The 23,130-nt window shown below is 29.4% G+C and carries 20 protein-coding genes and 1 tRNA gene; 8 read left to right on the plus strand and 13 right to left on the minus strand.

All coding sequences use genetic code 11. From position 1 onward, the window contains the following. The first annotated feature begins 78 nt into the window (after positions 1–78). From arlH to arlJ, 3 genes are read left to right on the plus strand one after another with little or no spacing between them, the layout of a single operon-like run. Positions 79–771 carry an archaellum protein ArlH gene (gene arlH, locus M2325_RS00430; protein WP_209590069.1) on the plus strand — a complete coding sequence of 231 codons (693 nt, stop codon included), beginning with the start codon at positions 79–81 and terminating at the stop codon, positions 769–771. 15 nt (positions 772–786) lie between these two features. Further along, complete coding sequence (gene flaI, locus M2325_RS00435) at positions 787–2,445, plus strand: archaellum flagellar ATPase motor FlaI (RefSeq protein ID WP_209590070.1); 1,659 nt, start codon at positions 787–789, stop codon at positions 2,443–2,445. Positions 2,446–2,454: 9 nt separating this feature from the next. Beyond that, complete coding sequence (arlJ, locus tag M2325_RS00440) at positions 2,455–4,131, plus strand: archaellar assembly protein ArlJ/FlaJ (protein WP_209590071.1); 1,677 nt, start codon at positions 2,455–2,457, stop codon at positions 4,129–4,131. A gap of 123 nt (positions 4,132–4,254) precedes the next feature. On the opposite strand, the gene M2325_RS00445 is transcribed toward arlJ, so the two are convergent. The 6 genes from M2325_RS00445 to glmS form a co-directional block, all read right to left on the minus strand. Next, on the minus strand, positions 4,255–5,955 hold the full coding sequence (locus M2325_RS00445) for a phosphoadenosine phosphosulfate reductase domain-containing protein (protein ID WP_310572584.1): 1,701 nt from the start codon (positions 5,953–5,955) through the stop codon (positions 4,255–4,257). A gap of 117 nt (positions 5,956–6,072) precedes the next feature. Further along, the gene (recJ, locus tag M2325_RS00450; RefSeq protein ID WP_209631662.1) at positions 6,073–7,479 is read right to left on the minus strand and encodes a single-stranded-DNA-specific exonuclease RecJ; all 1,407 of its coding nucleotides are present in this window, start codon (positions 7,477–7,479) and stop codon (positions 6,073–6,075) included. A gap of 166 nt (positions 7,480–7,645) precedes the next feature. Further along, complete coding sequence (locus M2325_RS00455; RefSeq protein WP_209631661.1) at positions 7,646–8,308, minus strand: metallophosphoesterase family protein; 663 nt, start codon at positions 8,306–8,308, stop codon at positions 7,646–7,648. Between the two features lie 51 nt (positions 8,309–8,359). Next, entirely contained in the window at positions 8,360–8,590 is a 231-nt protein-coding gene (locus M2325_RS00460) for a hypothetical protein (protein ID WP_259050523.1), read from the minus strand. Between the two features lie 230 nt (positions 8,591–8,820). Continuing rightward, positions 8,821–8,935 (minus strand) — tRNA-Trp (locus tag M2325_RS00465). Between the two features lie 161 nt (positions 8,936–9,096). Continuing rightward, complete coding sequence (glmS, locus tag M2325_RS00470; protein WP_259050525.1) at positions 9,097–10,980, minus strand: glutamine--fructose-6-phosphate transaminase (isomerizing); 1,884 nt, start codon at positions 10,978–10,980, stop codon at positions 9,097–9,099. A 354-nt stretch (positions 10,981–11,334) separates the two neighbouring features. Here glmS and M2325_RS00475 point away from each other — a divergent pair, with 354 nt between their 5' ends. Beyond that, positions 11,335–11,775, plus strand: a complete 441-nt coding sequence (locus M2325_RS00475) for a UPF0179 family protein (protein ID WP_209590075.1) — start codon at positions 11,335–11,337, stop codon at positions 11,773–11,775. An 89-nt stretch (positions 11,776–11,864) separates the two neighbouring features. Here M2325_RS00475 and M2325_RS00480 read toward each other — a convergent pair whose 3' ends face one another. Next, complete coding sequence (locus M2325_RS00480) at positions 11,865–12,725, minus strand: TIM barrel protein (protein ID WP_209590076.1); 861 nt, start codon at positions 12,723–12,725, stop codon at positions 11,865–11,867. A gap of 216 nt (positions 12,726–12,941) precedes the next feature. Between M2325_RS00480 and M2325_RS00485 the strand changes: the two genes are divergently transcribed. Continuing rightward, entirely contained in the window at positions 12,942–13,784 is an 843-nt protein-coding gene (locus M2325_RS00485; protein ID WP_259050527.1) for a UbiA family prenyltransferase, read from the plus strand. Between the two features lie 62 nt (positions 13,785–13,846). On the opposite strand, the gene M2325_RS00490 is transcribed toward M2325_RS00485, so the two are convergent. The 3 genes from M2325_RS00490 to M2325_RS00500 all read right to left on the minus strand — a co-directional run bounded on the left by M2325_RS00490 (position 13,847) and on the right by M2325_RS00500 (position 17,385). Continuing rightward, entirely contained in the window at positions 13,847–15,421 is a 1,575-nt protein-coding gene (locus tag M2325_RS00490; protein WP_259050529.1) for a COG1361 S-layer family protein, read from the minus strand. 139 nt (positions 15,422–15,560) lie between these two features. Beyond that, entirely contained in the window at positions 15,561–16,730 is a 1,170-nt protein-coding gene (locus M2325_RS00495) for an efflux RND transporter permease subunit (protein ID WP_209590079.1), read from the minus strand. 118 nt (positions 16,731–16,848) lie between these two features. Continuing rightward, positions 16,849–17,385, minus strand: coding sequence for a GbsR/MarR family transcriptional regulator (locus M2325_RS00500; protein WP_209590080.1), 537 nt, complete (start codon positions 17,383–17,385; stop codon positions 16,849–16,851). A 236-nt stretch (positions 17,386–17,621) separates the two neighbouring features. Between M2325_RS00500 and M2325_RS00505 the strand changes: the two genes are divergently transcribed. The 3 genes from M2325_RS00505 to M2325_RS00515 all read left to right on the plus strand — a co-directional run bounded on the left by M2325_RS00505 (position 17,622) and on the right by M2325_RS00515 (position 19,803). Continuing rightward, complete coding sequence (locus M2325_RS00505; protein WP_209590081.1) at positions 17,622–18,632, plus strand: RNA-guided pseudouridylation complex pseudouridine synthase subunit Cbf5; 1,011 nt, start codon at positions 17,622–17,624, stop codon at positions 18,630–18,632. 60 nt (positions 18,633–18,692) lie between these two features. After that, the gene (locus tag M2325_RS00510; RefSeq protein ID WP_209590082.1) at positions 18,693–18,902 is read left to right on the plus strand and encodes a 4Fe-4S dicluster domain-containing protein; all 210 of its coding nucleotides are present in this window, start codon (positions 18,693–18,695) and stop codon (positions 18,900–18,902) included. Positions 18,903–19,035: 133 nt separating this feature from the next. Beyond that, on the plus strand, positions 19,036–19,803 hold the full coding sequence (locus tag M2325_RS00515; protein WP_259050531.1) for a DUF7388 family protein: 768 nt from the start codon (positions 19,036–19,038) through the stop codon (positions 19,801–19,803). A gap of 35 nt (positions 19,804–19,838) precedes the next feature. On the opposite strand, the gene comE is transcribed toward M2325_RS00515, so the two are convergent. The 3 genes from comE to M2325_RS00530 form a co-directional block, all read right to left on the minus strand. After that, positions 19,839–20,408, minus strand: a complete 570-nt coding sequence (gene comE / locus M2325_RS00520; protein WP_209590084.1) for a sulfopyruvate decarboxylase subunit beta — start codon at positions 20,406–20,408, stop codon at positions 19,839–19,841. 160 nt (positions 20,409–20,568) lie between these two features. Then, positions 20,569–21,303: a HisA/HisF-related TIM barrel protein gene (locus M2325_RS00525; RefSeq protein WP_310572585.1), complete on the minus strand. Its 735-nt coding sequence runs from the start codon at positions 21,301–21,303 to the stop codon at positions 20,569–20,571. Between the two features lie 335 nt (positions 21,304–21,638). Beyond that, the gene (locus M2325_RS00530; protein ID WP_259050533.1) at positions 21,639–22,946 is read right to left on the minus strand and encodes a formylmethanofuran dehydrogenase subunit B; all 1,308 of its coding nucleotides are present in this window, start codon (positions 22,944–22,946) and stop codon (positions 21,639–21,641) included. Between the last annotated feature and the right edge of the window lie 184 nt (positions 22,947–23,130).

A 23,130-nucleotide genomic window follows, 5' to 3' on the forward strand; every position in this document is an offset into this window, starting at 1 on the left:
TGTTCAACATTTAATGTTTATTATGTTTATGAATTAGAAAATTATTTTTATTAAAATTTACACATATCGGTGGTCATAATGAAATATGCTAAAATAGAGCTTGAAAGAGACGATGTTCATAAGCGTTTTGGGGGAGGTATCCCTTATGGTAGTATTATCCATATTGAAGGTGAGGAATCTTCTGGTAAATCTATACTTTCCCAAAGGCTTAGCTACGGCTTTTTACAAAATTCATATTCATTATCCTATATTTCCACACAATCGACCACCACAGAATTTGTTAAACAAATGACTTCTTTGAAATATATGATAAATAAGAAATTATTAAATGGTAATTTATTATATATTCCTGTTTATCCTTTAATTTCAGATAATACTCAAAAGGATGATTTTATAAAAAAATCAATGACTACAAGAGCATTTTATGAAAAAGATATTATTATTTTTGATTGTCTTTCTACATTAATATCTAATGACGCAAGTGAAGTCCAAGTAGGCGATTTAATGTCTTTTTTAAAGAGAATAGCGTCAATGAATAAGATTATCGTATATACGATAAATCCAAAAGAACTTTCTGACCAAGTAGTAACGATGTTAAGAACTGCTGCTACAATGGTTATAAAAACCGAAACATTCTCTTTCGGTGGCAATCTTAAAAATTCTGCCAAAATAGTAAAATATAATATGGCTGCAGGACCATTCCAAAAAGTAATGGTATTTAGAGTTGACCCAGGACTTGGAATTGCAGTAGAGATATCCTCAGTGGCATAATAAGTAGGTGAGATAATGGCTGATGATTTTAACACTGCACAAAGGAAAAACCCCCATTTAAAAAGATACGTTGAGAGATTTAAGAAAACATACATGAAAGTCCCAGATTATATTACGGATATTGGAGGATTGGGCGATTTAAAAAGTATTAAATATCCAAATGTTATTTATCCAATCGGTGACCCCTTATTTATCCACGTTTATGGCTCACCTAATCAAAGAACAAGATATATTGCAATAGAGCCTAAGCTAGATACGGCTACAGAAAGAGCAAAGTATTTTGAAATTTTGGATAAAATTTTAGAATATGCACCTTATAGTGAAATTCCTGAAAGTGACGACGAATTTTCAAAAGTTTTAATTGATATTTTTGACACTGTAACGAAAGTTAATAAAAATGCAAATAATCCTAATAAAAAATCTAAATTAGGATTGATGAACAAATTAACAAATTCAAATTCAATTGCAATAACAAAAGTTCAAAGGGATAAATTTGTTTATCTTTTAAGACGGGATTTAATTGGTATTGGTAACTTAGAACCTATTAAAAGAGACCCTACAATTGAGGATATTCACGTTATCGGTCCAAAAAATACTCAACTTGTTCACAAAACTTTCGATATGTTACCTACAAACATCGTATGGGAAGACGATGGAGATATGTCAAATTACTTAAAAAATTTGTGTGAAAGGATGGGTAGGCCAGTATCTGACGCTACGCCAATCGTGGATGGTTCAATGCCTGACGGTTCAAGGATTAACATCTTATACTCAAATGATGTTTCTTTAAAAGGTCCTTCTTTTACAATAAGGAAATTCTCAGATACTCCTACAAGTATAACTCAAATTATCAGCTGGGGTACTATGTCTCCAGAGATTGCAGCCTACTTATGGTTATGTCTCGAATACGGTATGAGTATTTTTGTATGTGGCGAAACAGCTTCGGGTAAAACTACAACATTAAATGCCATAATGCCATTTATAAAACCTAAATCTAAAGTATTTTCCTGTGAGGATACTGCAGAGGTTAAACCCCCTAACCCAGTATGGCAGCAATTGCTTACAAGGGAAAGAGGTCCTGAAGAAAGTAGGGTTACTTTATTTGACTTGTTAAGAGCTGCACTAAGGTCAAGGCCGAATTACATTATTGTGGGTGAAATTAGGTCCGTAGAAGGAGCAGTTGCTTTCCAAGCTATGCAAACAGGTCACCCCGTACTATCTACTTTCCACGCAGCTAATGTAAGGAAAATGATTCAAAGGCTTACTGGTGACCCTATTAACATCCCTCAGACATTTATGGACAACTTGAATATTGCATTATTCCAGTTGGCTGTTTATACAAGAGGTAGATTTTTAAGGCGAGTTGTAGCCGTCGAAGAGATAGAGGGTTACTATAAAGAAGTTGATGGTGTTATCACCAGAGGTGTTTTTGAATGGGACCCTCAAAAAGACATTCACAACTTCACTGGTTTAAACAACAGTTACATTTTAGAAGATAAAATTGCAACTGTGGCAGGTTATGAAGACCCAAGAGAAATTTACGACGAATTAAACCTTAGGGTTAGAATTCTCGAAGAGATGATTGCAAGAGAAATTTACGATTATCACGATGTATTAGATATAATTTGGAAATTTTATGAAAATGGATTGGAGGGATTACCTTTCCCAATATAAGGTGGTTAAATGATTTTAGATATACTACCAAGAGTAGGATTAAAGCCAAAGGATTATTTCTTAAAATTTGTACTTCCTGCAGTATTGGCCTCATTATTTATGGTAGTTTTGGGCTTCATATATTTTGATGGAATTACAAGGCTTTTGGTTTTAGCATTACCCCTACTTCTTTTGGGCGGGGCTTTAGGGTATCCCTACATCGAACTAGATTCCCAGAAGCAAAAAATAAACGAAAGATTGCACGTGTACATTACTAAATTTGGAGTATTATCCATAACTGATTTAGATAATAAAGCACTTTTAGAATTACTTTCTGTAGAAAAAGAAGAATTGGGTCAACTTGCAGAGGAGTCCCGTAAAATTTACGTGTTAGTTAAACGATGGAATCAATCATTGGCGGAATCCTGTAGATTTTTAGCAAATAGGACTCCAAGTAGTCAATTTGGTGATTTTTTAGATAGAATGGCTTATTCTATTGATAGCGGTCAGGAGTTAAAAGAATTTTTAGCAGGAGAGCAAGATATCGTAATGGACGAATATGCAGGGTTTTATGAAAGAGCACTATACTCCCTAGATAACTTTAAAGAGATGTATGTGAGTGCTATAACTTCAGTATCGTTCTTTGTAACATTTGCAATTATTGCACCGTTTTTGTTACCTTATGATTTCGTGACAATGGTTACTGTTGCAATTTTCATATTTATGATAATCGAGGTAATTTTAATATATAGTATAAAAAATAAGTTACCTTATGATAGATTGTGGCATACTGGTGAAAAACCGACTGCTATAGATAGAAAATTAAGAAAATGGCTCATAATTTCAGTAGGTTTAACAATATTGGCTTCAATCGTACTTTTCTGGGGAAAGTATATTTATGAAGCACCGCAGCTATTAAAAATACCTTATGAATTGATATTTTCAATAGCTATGACTCCGTTAATGTTGGGCGGTTATATGGCACAACGTGAAGAATCATTGGTTATTCGTAAAGAAAACAACTTTCCCGACTTTTTAAGGTCTTTGGGCGATTCTGTAAGTGCAAAAGGTGGAGGTACGCTAGAGTCTTTAGGTTATTTGTGTACTAACGACTTTGGACCCCTTACTAAGGATTTGGTTGCATTACATAGAAGATTATCTATAAGAATAAATGGTCAAAAATCTTGGAAATACTTTGGGCACGATACCTGTAGTTACTTGATACAGCTCTTTTCTGAGATGTACGAGAGATGTACCTACTTGGGTGGTAACTCAGGTCAAGCATCCCATATTATAGGTAAAAACTTCCGTAAAATTTTACGATTAAGACGTTCTAAATATCAGAACGTAAATCAGTTTGCAGGAGTTATGTATGGTCTTTCAGGCGGTATGGCGTTAACTTTGTTTGCATCTTACGGGGTTGCTTCAATGGTTAATGGATTATACTCTAGCTTAGATATCCCAGATACGATGCTAAGTATGGTACACGTAGTAGCACCTTCAGACTTTGGATTTATTTCGTACATGATGTACGGAACTTTAATAATATACGCGTTATGTTCGTCATACCTTATAAAATTAATGGACGGTGGACATTACCAAGTTTCACTACTTCACTTTAGTACTATGGTATGGATATCATCCATAGTGGCAGTAGTAACTGAAATGGTAACAAACAGTTTATTAAAAGCTACAATACCAGTTTAAAATTAGAATTTTGTAAACTTACAAACTTATAAAAATTAAATAAAAAAGTAAAACTTAAAAATACAAAAGTAAAAAATAAAAATTAAGTTATTAATATATTAAAATGCTAAGTATTCATTTAATTTAATTATCCATTTCTTTTTTTAATTCTTTCATTTTAGGTGGTAATTCATCCCATCTCCAAAATCCACGGTCTATTTCATCTTTATTATATCTTCTGGACAAATATTTACTCCAACGTTTGTAGTAATCAGGATGTAATTCTTTAACTCTGTTGAACTCGCTGTTTAATGCGGAAGGACATAAATAACAACCTATTCTCTCGAATCCTTCATCATAAAGTGGGTTGTACGGTATGTCATTTTTATAGATATATGTCCAAATATCCAAAGCATTCCAATCTAAAATTGGAAATGTGGTAGTTTGGAAGTCTATAAAACTACTGTTTCTCTCGTAGTCTAGATTTGAACGAGTAAAGCTTTCAAATTGTCTAGAGCCATCTATAGTTAATACTTTTTTACCAGGATACTTCTTTTTTAAGTAACTTCTCAATGGATTTAACTTACAAGAGCTATTGCACCAACGATTATCTTTTGTAGGTACACCATTTCTTAATATGTCCTCCCAGAAGTTGTCTCCATCAACTATATCCATATTTAAATCATATTTCTTTGAGAATTTTTTAATATATTCTATAGTTTCAGGATATTCTAAACCCGTATCTATTGAAACTACCTCTATATCGGGCATTACTTCTTTAGCTAATAGTGTAGACACTGAACTATCTTTTCCACCACTGAATGAGGCATTTATAACGTATCCTTTTTTCTTATATTTTTCAATCATATGTTTTAATATTTTCAAAGAATTATTTTTTAATATTTCAACATATTTTGAACGTTTTTCAAGATATTCGCTTAATTTTTCTTCTTCAAAATCAGATATTTTTGATAAATCTTTCAATTTTATCCTATCGCCCGACGTAACACCATGACCTGCAAAATTGCCCATCTTTACGCCAACATCTTTGATTTGAGCGTCTAAATCATTTTCAGGAGCATTTACAATGGTATTATAGGCTTTTAAATTATCTTCATCTTCCACCAAATATTCTTCTTTTATCCATTTACCTTTCAATCTCATTTTACTTGGTTTTAACTCAATATCATACTTGTTCAGATACATATAGTACTCTGGATTAGGTACAAATTGCCAGCTTAATTCTTTTAAATCATATTCTAAAATCCCAAGCTGTTTTTTACCGTATATTACCCTTTTTCTATAGTCCATACCACTTAATCGCTCTAATATGACAACATTGTCCTTAAAATCTATATTAGTAAGCTTAGATAGTATACTTAACTCATGAGGTGATGCAAATTTTGCATCTTGTTTGTAGTAAAATTCAGGATACCAACTTTCTAAATTAGTTTTTAAGTTTAATTTTTTCTGTAATGACTCTCTTGGCTCTACATTTCTATTATCGATAGGGATTTTATTTTTACCTTCTCTCTTTGTATTCCTAATATTTGTATTATTTTTGCCATTCCCATTTTTATCTGGATTTTTACCTTTAAATTTAGGGGGGTTTTTGCCTTTATTTTTTGGATTTTCATTCTTTTTGCCTTTATTGACATAATCTTCTAAATCAAAAAGATTACTTTTTGAATTTGATTCATTATTTTTTTCAAATTTATTATTTTTTTTATATTCTCCTTTTTTACTCACTGGCTTTTTATCTTCTTTTTCCCATTTTCTTGAAGAACCACGTGTTTCAGAAACTTTTCTGGATATATTTAATACACTACCAAATCTTTTTTTCATAATATCCCTTTTAATTTATACTCTAATATCTATAAAATTGATAATTTAATTAAAAATACAAATAAAATATTTTAATTAAAATAGAATGAATTTTTAAATATATATGTTTATTGTTTATTATACTTTTTCAACCAAATATTTGACAAAATCTTTTTTATCGGGTATATATGCCCCACAAGCAAATTTGTGACCTCCTCCAGTACCACCTACTTTTTCAGAGGCATAATTTATTGCTTTTGCTAAATTAATATCTTCAGCAAAGGATAGTAACTTAGGACATCTTGCAGATATCTTATAACCTTCATCAAGTTCAGATATCGCGAAAATTGGCTTTTTCCAATCTACTTTTTCTATAGAATAAGACATACCCGCAATTATACCTACTATATTACCCTTTATTTCATTATTGGATACCTCAAAATACTGGAATTTATCCTTTTGAACTACTTCTATATCATTTTTGATAGTATCCATTGATTTTGCAAGATTTCGCTTGTGTTTTTTTAACATCTTATTCATTTTAGATTCATAGTTCATATTGCCTTTTAAAATTTCAAGGGGTACTTCATATTCATTATAACGAGAGCAGGCATTTATACATGTCGAATATTCTTCTAAACTTCTAAAGCTAGTACCTGGCTCGTGGTTTAAAAGTTCATAGCTCTCCCCAAATATTACTTTTGGCAAATATTGTATCCATTCTTTGGGTACATATCTTACACATTTTTTAAAAAATTCAGAACCAACAGCTCTTTTCTGCGATTCAGTTAATTTGTACATATAATTTGTATTTGTTATTTCTGAATCATATTTTTTATTAACATGGTTTATAAAATTTATAATCCTAGAGTCGTTATCTGTTAAATCGGTTCTTACATCTGTAAAATATTTTATTGAAGTAAATAGTGGTCGTGTGTGTTTTCCATAGAATTGTAAATCTGGTGAGTTAGACACCAAATTTAAATCCAAAGCATCTTTTAATATTATTTTTCTATTTAATCCTTCTAATTTACCATTTAAATTTTGTACGTCACCTATGGCACCTAGTAGTGCATATTTGGACAAATCTTTATTATTATCGTTTAATTTACGTGCAAATAAGTAACAGACTCCAGCGCCACAAAGTTCTATACTGCCATTTAATCCATCTTGTGAGGGATTAACATTCGTTATATATTCGGGCATTTTTTTAAATTGGCACATGTGATGGTCAAAAATCACTATTTTTGGAGGTTTTATGTTCATAGATTTTATTTGAGCATCAATCATATCGATTTGACCACTTCCTAAATCTGCAAATATGACTAAATCATAATCTCCAAAAGGAATATCACCTATGGTTCCATAATCAATTTGCCTTAAAAACCTATATTCTGGAAAAATACCCTGCCTAGATAAGGTTTCTTCTAATACAACACGTGAATTAAGTCCATCTGTATCAATGTGCGTATAAACGATAATATTATCGTTTTTATGTCTTAATATTTCGTCGATTGCTTTTTGCATATTTGATAAATATTCCATGAAAACACCACTAAATACTTTACGATATTAATATAGGGGTTACTATTTTTTATATCTATTCAATTTAGTCAAATAATTTAAAAAATGAATAAAAAAACCTTCTAAAAAATAAGTTAAAAATAACTTAAAAATTAAATTAAAAACAAAATAATGAATTTTTACTTAATTAATATAAATCATACAATTCTAAATCTTTTGAAATTGTATCGTATATGTAAAAGCCACTATATGATGGATTAACTATTAATGTGTTCCCTATTTTATCAATAACTTTATTTTGATGGATATGTCCACAAGCGCATAGGAATGGCTGGTATTCTTCAATAATTTTTCGTATACTGGAACTTCCAAGATAACCTACTTCCGTTAAATCCGCCATCGTATATTTTGGAGGCATATGTGAAAGCAATATAAAATTATTTTTTAAATTTTCGAAATTATTTATTTTTAAATTGTTAAGCTTATTTTTATGCAATGTATTTAAAAAATTAGAGTATATTTGTTCTTCGGAGTATTCATTGGGTGTATTAAATGGGGTGTATGTACTACCACCTAATCCAATAACGTTTACGCCCTTAAAATTAACTAATCTTCCATCTATATTTATGCCATAGTCCGTCATAAGTTTAGAGGTGATTTGACAATCCCAATTACCACAAATCGTAAATATGGGACTTTTTTTATTTACTTCTTTCAATACGTTTAAAATCCTATAATCGTTAGTTTTAACTATATCTCCAGAAATTAATATTAAGTCGGGTTTTAACTTTAAAATTTTTGAAAAGTTTATAATACGATTATGTAAATCAGTTAATCCAATAATTCTCATAATTTCACAACCATGGAATAAAATAAAAAAATTAAAAATATTATTTAGTAATTAAGGAGTTGAATTAGTTTTACTTGCATTATCTGCTGCTTCTGAGAATTCATCGATAATACCTGTGGCTGTAGTACCTACATCACCAGATACGTTCTTTACGTTTGTTAAGTAGAAATATCCTGCAACTGCTGCTACAGCAACTGCCGCTACAGCAACTGCCGCAGCAATTAAAATACCTACTTCCATTGAAATTTGCCCTTTTGTTGATTTTAACTTTTTCATTAACATGCTCATCACCCGTTTGTTGGAGTAATCATCTATGCCTCATAGTATTTAATTTAAAATACTTTATAGTATATATAAAACATTTATTTCAATATTATTTATATTTATTGTAGATAGTTTACATAACTCTGTATATATTTATGACATATGACAATATATATAATTAATTATTCGATACCATAGTAATCTATCAAAAGAAAATATTAAGTAATAAACGAACTTTGTAAAAAAAGTGGGAGTACTGGGATTTGAACCCAGGTCCAGGGATATCTCCTGCATCGGGTTTCGGTCCAAGCCCGTATAGGCACTTGGAGTCCCCGATGATAGACCAGACTACACCATACCCCCATGGATATATTAAATATAATAATAAAGTAAATTATTAAGTATATAAAGGTTACGGTTATTACTAATTAATAGATTAAATTAAATGGTAAAAATATTAAATATTATATATTAAATTAATATTTATTAAGTTTTTTATATTTATTATTTACAAATAACTCATATTATTCTACAGTTACACTTTTTGCAAGACCTCGAGGTTTATCTACATCCCTACCCATTGCTAGGGCTTTATAATAAGCTAAAAGTTGGCAAGCAGGTGCGTAAACAAAAGGACTTACTTCTTCGATTAAATCTGGAACTTCAATCAATGTATCAGTTTCTATATCTACTTTTTTAGGACCCACTGCTATTACTTTACCGCCTCGGGCTTTTATTTCTTCCACATTTGCGAGTACTGAATTTAACAACGGCGATTTTGTAGGTGGAATTAATGCTAATGTATCCATATTTTCATCTATTAAAGATATCGTACCATGTTTCAAAAATCCACTACTCATACCTTCTGCATGTAAATAAGTTATTTCTTTGAATTTTAATGCTCCTTCATACGCATTTGCTAAATTAATACCTTTAGATATAAATAAGTAATTTGAAGCAGTTAAATTTTCAGAAATTCTTTTTATTACTTCTTTATTTTCTATAGTTTTTGAGATGTATTCTGGTATTTTTTGTAATTCCTGTTCGTATATGCCCATATCCTTATTTGCTAGTTTACCATATTCTATAAATAACCTGTAAAGAATTACTAATTGAGACATAAACGTTTTAGTGGCACATACTGATATCTCTAGACCTGAGCCTATCATAATTGTTACGTCAGATTCTCTTGTCGCAGTACTTCCTATAACATTAACTAATGAAGCAGTTTTAGCACCTTTACTCTTAGCGTATTTAATCGCTTTTATGGTATCATATGTTTCACCGCTTTGAGTGATTCCTACAACTAAAGTTTTTTCATCTATAATACCTTTTATTAAAAATTCGGATGAATCGCAAGGAATTACAAGTTTCCCTAACTTTGAAAACCAATATTCTGCAATCATTCCTGCATGCAATGAAGTACCCATTGCTATGATGTATATTTTATCACAATCATCTATTAAATTCGAAAGTTTTTGAATTTCTTCCTGAGATATTTTCATAGAATTTTTAATAATTTCTGGCTCTTCCATTATTTCTTTTAACATAAAATGTTCATAGCCTTTTTTCTCAGCATTTTCAATATCCCAGTCTAAATTTAATATATTTTTTGAAATATCTGTTTTTACACAATTATTTTTTAAATTAAAGATTTCAAAGTTGTAACAATTATGTTCTGTATTATTTTTATTAACAATTATCATATCCCCATCTTCTAAAGGTAGAGCTTGATTTGTGTATTTTAAAAATGCTGAAACATCGCTACCAATAAAATATTCTAAATCATCTTTTCCAAATCCGACAACCATGGGACTTTCGTTTCTAATTCCAATCAAAGTGTCAGGGAAATTTTTATTGATTATAACAACTGCGTAGGTTCCTTCAATTTTCTCAAATGCTTTTTTTACACAATTGATGTATTCTTCTTTTGAATATATATTATCAAGGGCATCTTTTTTTAATCCGGTTAATCTCTTTAATTCCTTTAATTCTTCTTCTATTAAATGAGGTATAACTTCCGTATCGGTTTCAGATTTAAAAATATGGTCTTTTTTTATTAGTTTAGATTTTAAATCTTTGTAATTAGAGATAATTCCATTATGAACAACACAAATTTCATTTTTACAGTCAGTATGAGGGTGCGAATTTTCTTTAGTAATTCCTCCATGGGTTGCCCATCTACTATGCCCTATCCCTGTATTTGCGCAGAATTCTTCAAAATTTTCAGATTCTGAAACTTCTTTAACCTTACCTATATCTTTTTTAACTAAAATATTGTTAGAATCTGCAGGGTTTATAATTCCAATACCGCAACTATCATATCCCCTATATTCCAATCTTTTCAAACCTTCTAATAGTATTTCTGAAGCATTTCTAAACCCGATGTATCCAATTATACCACACATTTTATTACACCTTTATTGTAACCATTTTTTAGCCAATCATTAATCCATACTCATTATTTTCTAATAAATTGTATATTACATTGATGATTTAAATTAATTGCCATTTTAAATTAATTTGAATTGAAATCAATAGTGCTTATTTAAAATACTATTGACAAACATATTATCTTTTATGATATTTATTCTAAGATATTTTATCATATATAATATCTACAAAATAATGTCGACAATATTAAAATTAATACATTACTTAAACAATAGTAATATAATATTTAATATTATAAAATATTAGATAATTATAATATATATTATAAAAAATAAAATATAAATAAATTTATTATTATCGGTGACAATATGACCAAAATAACATTAATAGGAAACAAATTAGCAGTAAAAGACAACGAATTTGTATATATGGGCCCCGTGGCAGAGTGTGACGAATGCAAGTTTAAAAAGATGTGCCATGGAAATTTGGAAAAAGGGGTTAAATATAAAATAACGGAAATTAGGGCCACAACGCATCCTTGTAGTATTCATTCAGAAGGTGTTAAGGTGGTTGAAGTAATACCTTCTGAATTAAACATCAATATAGAATCAAAAAAAGCATTGGAAGGTTTAACGATTTCCCATAAGGATGTATCTTGCGATAACGTATTGTGTGAAAATTACTTGTATTGCAAACCTCAAATTGAAAGTGGAAAATATAAGATATTAAGTGTTTTAAACACTAAGGTAAAGTGCCCTCTTGGAAATTCCTTAAAAAGAGTATTAATAAAGCCTATTAAGGAAGAATAATTTAAAAATTAAGTTACTTTTTTAAATAATATATTATTACAATTTTTTATATGATTGTAATTTTACAAAATTTATAACTTTTATAACTTTTATAAATTTTCATAATAATTTTTTAAAATCAAAGCATCATGTTCTAAACAAGGACTTTCACAAATTATAGTTCCAGAGACTTCAAAATCCTTCAAAACCTTTAATAAGTCTTTATAATTAAACTTTGAGCATGAATTATCTAGGGGGTAGTGTTTTTTCTCTCCGGAATTTCCAAACTCAATACCTGAAACGTGCATATGCATATTTTTTATACATTTTTTTCCAATATTTGCATCCAAATACTCAAGAATTTTATAAAATTCATCGTAATTATTTACTTCCCCTAAACTACGGGCATAAACGTGTGAAAAGTCAATACATGGTAGTATATTTTCGGTACCCAATTCATTTGATAGTTTAACTAGCTCTTCAACTGTACCGAATTGTGTAACTTTACCAGTAGTTTCAGGTCTTAATATTACACCATAATCCATTTTATTTTTTAATTCAATTATTCGTTGTGTATTTTCTTTAATTTTTTGATAAACTTCGTTTTTGTCTTGCTTTAGATAAAATCCTGGATGGTATACTATTCCAATTTTGGAATCTATCTTTTTATTTTGTGGAATGACATTTTTTGCAAATACGTCCATTACCTCACAACTTTTTAAAATTCTCGCAATACTTGAATTTACTTTTTCTTCTTCTTTAGCGTTTAAATTTATGTAGTATGGGGCGTGAGCACTCAATGAAATACCTTCTGTTAATTTACTCAAGTATTTGGCTTTTTCAACTTTTAAATGCACACTTCTAACAAATTCTAGTTCCATAGCATCTAAATTTACTTTTTTTAAGTATTCAAAAGAATTTTCCGTAGTAGTGGCACCTATGGGGATTCCTGCAGTTCCGAATTTTATCACAGTATCACGCTTTAAATCAATCTGATATTATTTTGATATATTATAATTAATTTAATTTTAGGTTTATTCTATAACTTATTTTATAACTTATTTTATTATACTGAGTAAATATATATTATAAATAGTATGGCATAGTAATACCATTATAAAAAAATATAAAAATATAAAAAATAAGGATTAAATTTTTAAATTAACAATATATATCATGGTGTTTTTATGAATATTTTGGCATATTTTGAGCTATTAAGGACTAAAAACTGCATATCTGCATCGGTTGGTGCTTTAATAAGCGCTTTAATAGCTTCAAACTTTCAATTTACCTATTCAACCGAATTAATCATAATATTTTTGATTGTATTTTTAATTTGTGGCTATGGAAACGCTATTAATGATATTTACGACTTAGAAATTGATAAAATAAACAAACCAGAACGCCCTATCCCATCTGGTAGAGTTAGTTTAAAATCTGCTAAAATATTTTCCATGAGTATTGTTATATTGGGGCTAATACTGTCCTTTTTTAATATTTACTGCACTATTTTAGCAATATTTAACGCATTTATACTGTATATGTACGCAAAAAAGTATAAAAAGAACAAAATAATTGGAAATATATTGGTAGGCTATCTTACAGGCTCTGTATTTTTATTTGGTGGAATTGCAGTAAACAATATTTACGATATAATTATTTTGTTTGTAAGTGCCATGTTAGCAATTTGGTCTAGGGAGATAATTAAGGACTATGAGGATATTAAAGGAGACGAATTAGAAGGCGTAATGTCACTACCTATCAAGAATAAGTCGTTATCTTTAAAATTGGCTACATTATTATTAATTTTAGCAATTTTGGTAAGTCCTATACCTTATTTAATTGGAATATTTGGCATATATTATTTAATTGGAATATTAGTTTGCGATTTATTGTTTTTAGCGGCAATATATCCAATAATAAAGTCTAAATTTGGTAAAAAAGATGTAAATGCTAAAAAAATTTCAAAAAATATTAAATTAACTATGAATTTAGTACTTTTAAGTTATATAATTGGTTCAATATTCTAAAATATTTAAAAAATAAAGATATATTAATTTATTATTTATTTTATTTTTATTATTTATTTTTATTATTCATCATCTTTTTTCTTTTTTCTTTTTTCCAGTAAATAATACCCTGAACCTAAAACTATTATAATTACTGCTATTGTACCAATAAATTTAAGTTCTGAATGTCCGTTAATTACATTAATTTTCAGAGGTATATTTGAAATGTAAACTTGTTTATCGCCAATATCTGAATCCCCTACTGCTCTAACTTCTAAATTTATAATGTATTGTTTTTCAACTCCGTTATCAACATCTATTATCAATAAACCTTCTCCTGAATCATTAATATTCAAAGTACCTATTGAATCAGTTTTTGTTGGATAATCAAAAGGTTGAGCCGTGTTTTTAACTGCGGTAATTTTTACATTTTCTGCTTTTTCATTACCTACGTTTTTTATTTTTAACAATACCTGATTTCCTTTTTTATTTTCAATAGTTATTTCATTAGATTCTAGTTCCAATATTGGTTTAGGTTTTACATAGATGTCTATATATTCTAATTCATAATGTTTTTTGTTAAAGATGTCCAAGTACGACACATTGATTGGTATTTCATAGTGTCTAGCCTGCGCTTCTTTATCTACATCAATATAGAATGTAACAGATTTGGAAGTCCCCGAAGTTAATGTGCCAATGTTTTTTATGTTAGAACTACTCCAACTGTCTCTAAATGGGTAATTGGTTATTAATTTTAAGTTAATGTCTTTTGCTTCACCATGCCCATTATTTGAAACACTGACATCTATTCGAACGTAGGTGTCTTTAGGTTTTATTTCTTTAGGTTCTGTGATTATGTTGGATATTCCAATCATTAAATCTCCTTTTACAATCAAACCTAAGTTTATTGTATCTTGTTTTTCCAAACCTTCCTGGTCTATCCAGTTTATGGTTATAGGTACTGAATAGGAACCTTCCGTAGCTTTTTCATTGGTATGTAGTGAAATATATGTTTTAGTGCTTTCCGATGCCGCCATGCCGCCTATGTAAAATTTGGTTGTTTCCACGGGATTTACAGATTCTGTATTGCCTACTGAAAAAGTAACTTGCTTTGCTGAACCAGTACCCTTATTTTCTATAATTATGGGTATTTTTTCGGTTTTAGATGGTGTAAGTACATCTCCTTCAGAGCTTAATTCAAAATTAGCATCTCCGTAGACTGTTACATAAAAACTTCTTGAAACGCTTCTTGAGTACCTATATTCTTCGTTGCCATCTTCATATCTCACTACATAATATTTTACATTTACATCTATTTTATACTCGTTGGACCTTGCATCATCATCGACATGAAATTTAAAATGCATATCTTTAGAAACACCGTCTTCCAAGTAATTATATGTTACTTTACCTTTTGAAGGGTTAACCTGTATTAATTCAAAAGGGTATGAAGGCTTTATTTCTGTATATACATCTTCTACCCTTTCATTATCTCCTAATAATTCGTTATTGTTCAATTTAAACCATATATCTACATCATCACCGGGGTGAATTACTTTAGGCGTGGTTTCTGGCTCTTCTATTGCTAAAGCAGAGCAAGAATTTATGATTAATAGTATTAATCCAATAATTGAAACCATTTTTAGAATTCTGTTCATGATTTCACCTATTTAATTTTTAATTGCTCAATTTCATTGATTTTATGCAATTTTAATCATTTTTTAAAGTTATTAGTATTTTTATCCACAATTGAGATTATATATTAATAATAAATAAGAATTAATATGTAATAATTAATTATTCACGTTTTAAGAACTTAATTTTTGATATAAGCTTTTTATTAAATGGTTCTATATATTTATCATTTAATACAATTAATGAAGGTAATAGGATTATAACTGCTAACATACAGTATATTATACCCAAAGAACAACTTTTACCCAAGTTTTGCATAGTAGGTAATGGAGCAAGTATTAAAGCACCAAAACCGACTGTCGTAGTGGCAGTGGTTGCCAAAACTGCCGTACCTGTATTTATAACAGCTGTTTCAAGCGCTTCTTCAATTGATTCTCCTTTTTTTCTCTCCTCATGGTAACGATGCATAAGGTGAATTCCATAATCGATACCCAAACCTAAAAGCAATGAAGCAATAGCTGTTGTAGCAAAGTCCAATGGAATGTCTAATAACGTCATAGACCCTCCAGTCCAGATAACTGCTAAGATTACGGGTGCCAATGGCATCATCGAGGATAAAAAATTTCTAAAGTAGAATAAAAGTACTATAAATACACCCAATAAACCAACAACGGTTGTTATATATTGACTTTCATTCATGAGTCTTGAAACTAAAACTCTCAATGAAGGAGTTCCTGTTAATATTACTTTAGTTCCTGGTGGTATTGGAGCTTCCTTAACTCTATTTTCTATTTCAGTAATTAACTGTGTATTTTTAATTGAATCAGAACCTGAATCTGACGTAATATATAACGTAGCCATCGTATAGTCATTATTGAATATTTTACCCTGAGATTCTTTAGGGATTTGATTATAAATATGATTAACTGTGTCAATATCATTAGGTATTACGCCATTATTTTTTTCCTTAAATACGTCGGTCGGTGAAGATACCGATGTAACATACTCTACACTGCTTATATCTCGCTCTAAAAAATCTATAAGCTCTAAGACTCGGGGGTCTCGAATATCTGTAACTTTTTCAGAACTTTCCGAAGGAACTATTTTAATAGCTGTAGTCACTATATCTGTTCCACCAAAATTGTCTCTAACTTCATAGAGTGTTTTGATTGCTTCGTCATCTTGTGGTAGCATCTTTTCAAACGCGGTTTCCATTCGAATATTGGATGCAATAGAGCCCATAACGATAGTCATAATTAATATAGTGATTACCACCAATACGGGTCTTTTTTCGGAAAATCTTGCTATTTTTTTAAGTATTTCTTCAATCATCGTATCACAAACTTGATAATTGATAATAGTTAATATTATTGGTATAATTTATAATTAGGATAAATTTATCCATTTTATTATTTTATATTGCCATTTTATTTTATTCTTATATTTAGTACTATTTCGACAATTCTTCTTTATTTTTTTTAGAGTTGTCGATTAATTTTTTGTGTAATTCTTCATAATCAATATTTTCATACTCTCTGAGAGTTTCCATAACCTTTTCGGAAATTTCTTTAAGAATAATTACTCCATAAAGTTTTTTTTCCGTGAATTCCTTAGTTTCTAGGTTAATATCATTATCCATCAAGGAATTTAATTTATAATATGCATTAGACACAGCTTCATGTCTTTTAAAAACCAAATCCATAAGGGGAATAACTCCGCTAATCTTATAGTAATTTTTACGGTCCCCTTCTACCCAAACTTTTTTTATTGCTTTTATTTCTTCAAGTCGCCTTATCATAGTGCTTGCAGTACCTTTGCTTATCTTAAGGGTTTTTATTATGTCATCCATACATAACGGCTTTTCAGATAAGTAAATGGCAGAATAAACTTCTCCCATCGATTTTGGTAAATTCGTAAGCCTAGCGATTTCATTAAATAATTCCATAATTGTTTTTTTAACTTCTTCTTTCTCATTATCGGAATGCATAGTAACACCATAGTTCAATTATTTCTGAACATAATGAACTATGTTATAAAATTATATAAACCTTTTGATAATAACTTTACTGAAAAAAGTATTCTTTTATAGATATTACAATTTACAAGTTTTAAATATTACAATTTTATAAATTTATATACTTTAAATGACTATGTACATATATCATATATTTATATTAGTCAATTAAGTTAATTCAATATCATTTATTTTTTATTTGGTGAATTATGAGCATGGAAAGAGAAATGTTAATTAAAGAAGAGTCAAAAACAAATTACGAGTTTGGAACTAATCCGTATAATCGTGATATAAAATCTTTGCTAGAAACAGGAATTGTGATAATCAATAAACCATCTGGTCCGACATCCCACGAAGTTTCTGCATGGGTAAGGGATATATTAAGAGTTTCAAAAGCTGGGCACGGGGGTACACTTGACCCAAAAGTAACTGGAGCATTGCCCATCGCACTTGGTAATTCAACAAAGTGCGTACCTTACTGGCACATACCCCCTAAAGAATACGTATGTATTATGAGATTACATAGGGATATGAAAGAATCAAAAATTGGCGAAAAAGAAATATTGGAGCTTTTTGATAATTTCATCGGAAAGATGTATCAAAGACCCCCTTTAAAAGCTTCTGTGGCAAGAAAGTTAAGAGTAAGAAAAATTTATGAGTTAAAACTTATAGAAATAAATGAAGAAATAAATTCAGTGCTGTTCTGGGTAAGATGTCAATCAGGAACTTACTTAAGAAAGTTAGTTGATGATTTTGGTGAGGCCTTAGGTGTTTCAGCACACATGCAGGAATTGAGAAGAGTTAAAAGTGGTCCATTCTTTGAAGAAGAAGCAATTTATTTGCAAGACCTTGTAGATGAATATATCTATTGGAAAGGAACTGGAGATGAACAATATATCCGTGAAATTATAAAACCTGTCGAATATGGTTTACAACACATGCCGAAAGTTGTAATTAAAGATAGCGCGGTAAATGCAATATGCCACGGTGCGGATTTATATGCAAACGGTATAACCAAAATCGAAAAAGGTATCGGTCCAGAAGAACTGGTTTTACTTGAAACATTAAAAGGTGAAGCTGTAGCTATTGGTAAAACTCTTGCAAATACTAAAAAAATTTTAAAATCTGATGAAGAAATGGTCATAGACATAGAAAGAGTAATTATGGATAAAAATATATATCCTAAAATGTGGAAATCATCCAAAAAGAAAAAATTTTAACAAAGGATTATAAAAAATAGTATTTAGATATCATTAATTAATACTGCATATGGTGAAATTATGAAGATTACAATAAACGAAGAATACTGTAAAGGTTGCGATATTTGTATCCAAGTATGTCCTAAAGATGTGTATGAAAAATCAAAGCAATTAAATAAAAAAGGTATTTACCCTCCAAAACCTGTAAATCCAAATGAATGCACCCATTGTAACTTATGCGTTTTACAATGTCCTGACCAAGCTATTAACGTAGAATTAAATGAAGAATAACTTTTAATTTTTTAATTTTTAATATTTATTACTTTTTATAATTATTATTTTTATTATTTTATAATCTTATAATATTATAATCTTATAACACTATAATCTTATAATTTTATTTTTAATTTTAACGAGGGGTACTTTGATAGGAATTGCAACAAAATTAAGCAAATTTGATTATGATACGGATAAATTAATTAATTTGAATAAGTTAATTACTAAAAATTTTGATATACATGTCATTGATGCCGAAGAAATACAATTAACCGATAAAAACGTACTGGAGCAGTTAAATAAAAACTCTCAACTTACCATACAGTGTAGGCGAGAAAATGCAAAGGATTTATTAAATCTTTACAGTAGTTATAATTTTCATATTTGTTTTGTTTATGGAAATAAAAAGTATATGGCTAAATCTGAAAAAGATAATTCAAAATCTTCCGTATTATCATTATTGAACGAAGCTACAAAGATGATGGATAATAATAAGATTTGGATAGGTACCGAAGGAATTGAGAATTTATTGGTAAGCAATGATACTAATATTGAAAAAATAGTAAATAATTATATAAAATACTATGTTTATGGATGTAAAAAGTCAAATAATGAATATAAAACATTGTATGATAAAAGAACTGCTGTTTATATTCCTTTTATGGAAAATATCGCCAATGAATTGGTAGACTCTATGGATAATTACTTAAAAAGACGGGAAAATTATGTTGGGGACTGGGAAAATTACCTTTTAAACATAGATAATACTTCAAATGCAAATAGTAACTCTAAAAATAAAGATTTGATAGACGAATATAACAATAAAAATAAAGATTTTTCCGTTATTGGATATCCAATTAATCAAGATTATAGTATTGAAAATTTAAAATTGTTTAAAAATTATTTCAAAAAATAATTAAAATAAATTAAAATAAGTTAAAAAATAAAATATTATTTACTTGTAACAGCGTCCATAAATCTTTCTTTAATAACTACAGGCTCTAATTCAATATTTTTAACTTTTTCATTATGTGGACGGGTTTTTATAACTAATGTTTTTGTTTCTTTTTCATTCATTAGCTCAGAAAATGTTTTTCTTATTTCTTTTTCTTTTACAAGTGTTTTAGCATCAATTTTGCAACCTTTGGCCACCATTTCCAAATCTGTGCTTATACATTGCGTTGATTGATTACCTGTAGAGCCATATGCGCAATTATCGATAATGATTAAAAGCATATTTTTAGGTTTTGTATACCCAATTGTGGATAAAGAGCCCATATTCATCAAAACGGAGCCATCTCCGTCGATAACTATTGTTTTTTTATCGTTTTCATATGCTTTTCCTAACGCCAATCCAAGTCCAATTGAAGAAGCCAGACCCATAGAACCAAGCATATAGAAGTTTTCGCTTCTATCATTAATATCGTGTAATTCTTTACTTGGTATTCCTATGTTGGATATTATGTATTCGTCTGTTACATATTCCATTAGTATTTTTAGGACTTGATACCTTGTTAACATATTATCACTTTTTTAATATAATTTAGTAAAATTAATAAAATTAATAAAATTTAATCTGCTAAATTGAAGAATAAATTGTAAATACAATTTTAGGATATATAATACAATCTTTATTATATTATTTATAATTTATAGCATATAATTTTAGAAATTCGATATTTTAATATTTTTCAATTAGGTTTTTTAAGTTTAAAGTTCCATTATGTAATGAAGTGCCTATTAAAACACCTGAAACCTCTAAAAATTTACATTTGTCTATATCTGAGATATTTTTAACCCCTCCGCCCACGTAAACCTTGTTTTTAATACTTTTTACTACTTTTTCAATTAATGGGTAGTTTAAACCTTTTAGAGTACCTACTGAAGAAATATCCAATACTATAACGGGAATATCAGGATTTTGGTTTAATTTTTCAATCAATTCCTCAAAATTATATCCTTTGCTTAATAATTCCCCATTTTTAAAATCTAAACTTAATATTACGTCTTTTTTATTTATAAGTTCCAAATCAACAAGTGTTTCAGTACCGATGATTAATTTAGCATTTTTAAAGTCAAAAGACTTATAGTATTCATAATCAAGTAGTGTAGATATTCCAAAGTCAATAATCTTATCACATTCAATTTTTCTAATAATTTCCAAATTCTTTTCAGAATCTATATTTAAAAATTTTCCAGTCATTTCATTTTTATTTTTAGCAATAATTGCGTTTAAATCGGCTATATAAACTTTTTCTACGCCATACGATATATAAGCATTTGATAAGTCCACTGGATTGCTAGAATTACAAATAACCGATTTCACGGGAAAATATGATTCTCTATTTCCACTTTTGCCATGAACCGCATTTTCCTCTAAAACATCTAAAACAGGAATTATTTCCAAAATAACCACCTATAAATTAGTATAATAATTTATAATTCTGATATAAATGAATAACATTAATATCGAATAAAATATAATAATAACAATATACTAGTTTATAACTTTTAAATTATATAAATTAGCATTATATCTTAAAATAACACTTTTGATTAGTTTAAATTAATAAATAATATTAAAAAAAAGATTTGGTTATGTTAGAGGGTCCAAAAGGTTCCCCTTTAACAAATAATTACTTAATTTTTCAAGACGTATTTTTGTAAGTATAAAAGGGGAATTTTACAACTTACCGATTTAATATCTATTATTCACTTTATTCAATTTATTCTATTACAATTACTTATAATTTATTCCATTTTCTTAACTTCTTTCAATAACCCACTGATAATTTCAGCATCTGAAAGTAAGCCTTCCGGAACATCTACAACTTTTCTAAGTTCAATTGGTACGCCATCCATTCTATATGCGGTACCTGAAACTTCAACACCGGTTAATGCAGTAGGCATAACGATGTTAGCTAATTCTGTTGTAGGTGTTTGGTGAGGGTCGATACATACCAATGGGATTTTAACCATATGCTCCAAAGCTTTCTGAGGGAAGTGTGCACCAGGGTCTGACGCAATGTTTAACATCATGTCGGTTTCTCCTCTCTGTAATAAGTCATTTGAAGCGGTTTCTCCAGGGTTATATCTTGGATATCCTCTCGAGAAATCCACACCATAAGGATAACCGGTTATCCAAGTGCTAACCTGGTTAAATCCGTTCACGTTATAGTGTCCTCTCATAGGCATTAAGCTAAATTTGGTGTGAGCATTTAAATCAACGATTAACTGAATTGCGTTATCGATAATTCTGTGCTTTCCTCTACTCATGGTTACACCCATTGAGAAGAATAGTGTACCAAATTGAGCATTTTTACAAAGGTCCACAGCTTCGTAAACTGTTTCTGTAGGAATTCCTGCTACGTAATCAGATTCAATTTTGAAGCCTTTTAAAGCTGCCCTCATAGCGCTTACTAATTCATAATCTTTATGAGGTTCAACTTGAAGGTGAACATCTGCTAATTTTGCAGTATCTGTTTTTCTTGGGTCGACAACAATCATTTGTCTGTCTTTTCTTCCCCTCTCACGGAAGAACCCTCTTGCAAATACTGAGTATCTACTCATGTGTCTAGGGTGAGCGTGCATTGGATTGCTACCCCAGAATAGAACTGTATCAGCTCTGTTTTTAGTTTCCCCTAATGTGGCTACAGGATAGCCTACGTCTTGTACTGCCAATAATGATGGTCCGTGACATACACTCGCGGTGTTATCTAACACACCATTAACTTTTTCGCCTAATAATACACCCAATTGTTGAGCGTGACATTCTGCAGAACTCCATCCATAGATTAATGGAAGTTTTGATTCTACAAGAAGCCTTGCGGTTTCTTCGATAGCCGTTTCATAGTCTACTTTTTTGAATTCGTCCTTTTTATTTTCTCTCATTAAAGGACTATCGTATCTTACAGAACCTTCATAATGCATAAATTTAGCATTTCCGATTCTACAAGCATTTCTTGTACCTACAATATGCCCGTCTTCCACAAGAACTTCAATATCATCACATAGCGTTCCACAAAATGGACATACTACGTTTTTAACCACTTTTACCATTTTATCACCCCTTAGTGGGATACCAGATATATACGGTAATTATATCGTATTTTTATTTTATAATTTGAATTTATTTAGTTGATAGATGAAGAAATATTTATTTTAAATATGTATAAGGTCAGAAATACATATTTAAAATGTTTTTAAATATTTAACCGTTACTTTAAATATTTAATAAATTGTT

The sequence above is a fragment of the Methanococcus voltae PS genome, assembly GCF_024807035.1.
Lineage (GTDB): Archaea > AGJL01 > Methanococci > Methanococcales > Methanococcaceae > Methanococcus > Methanococcus voltae.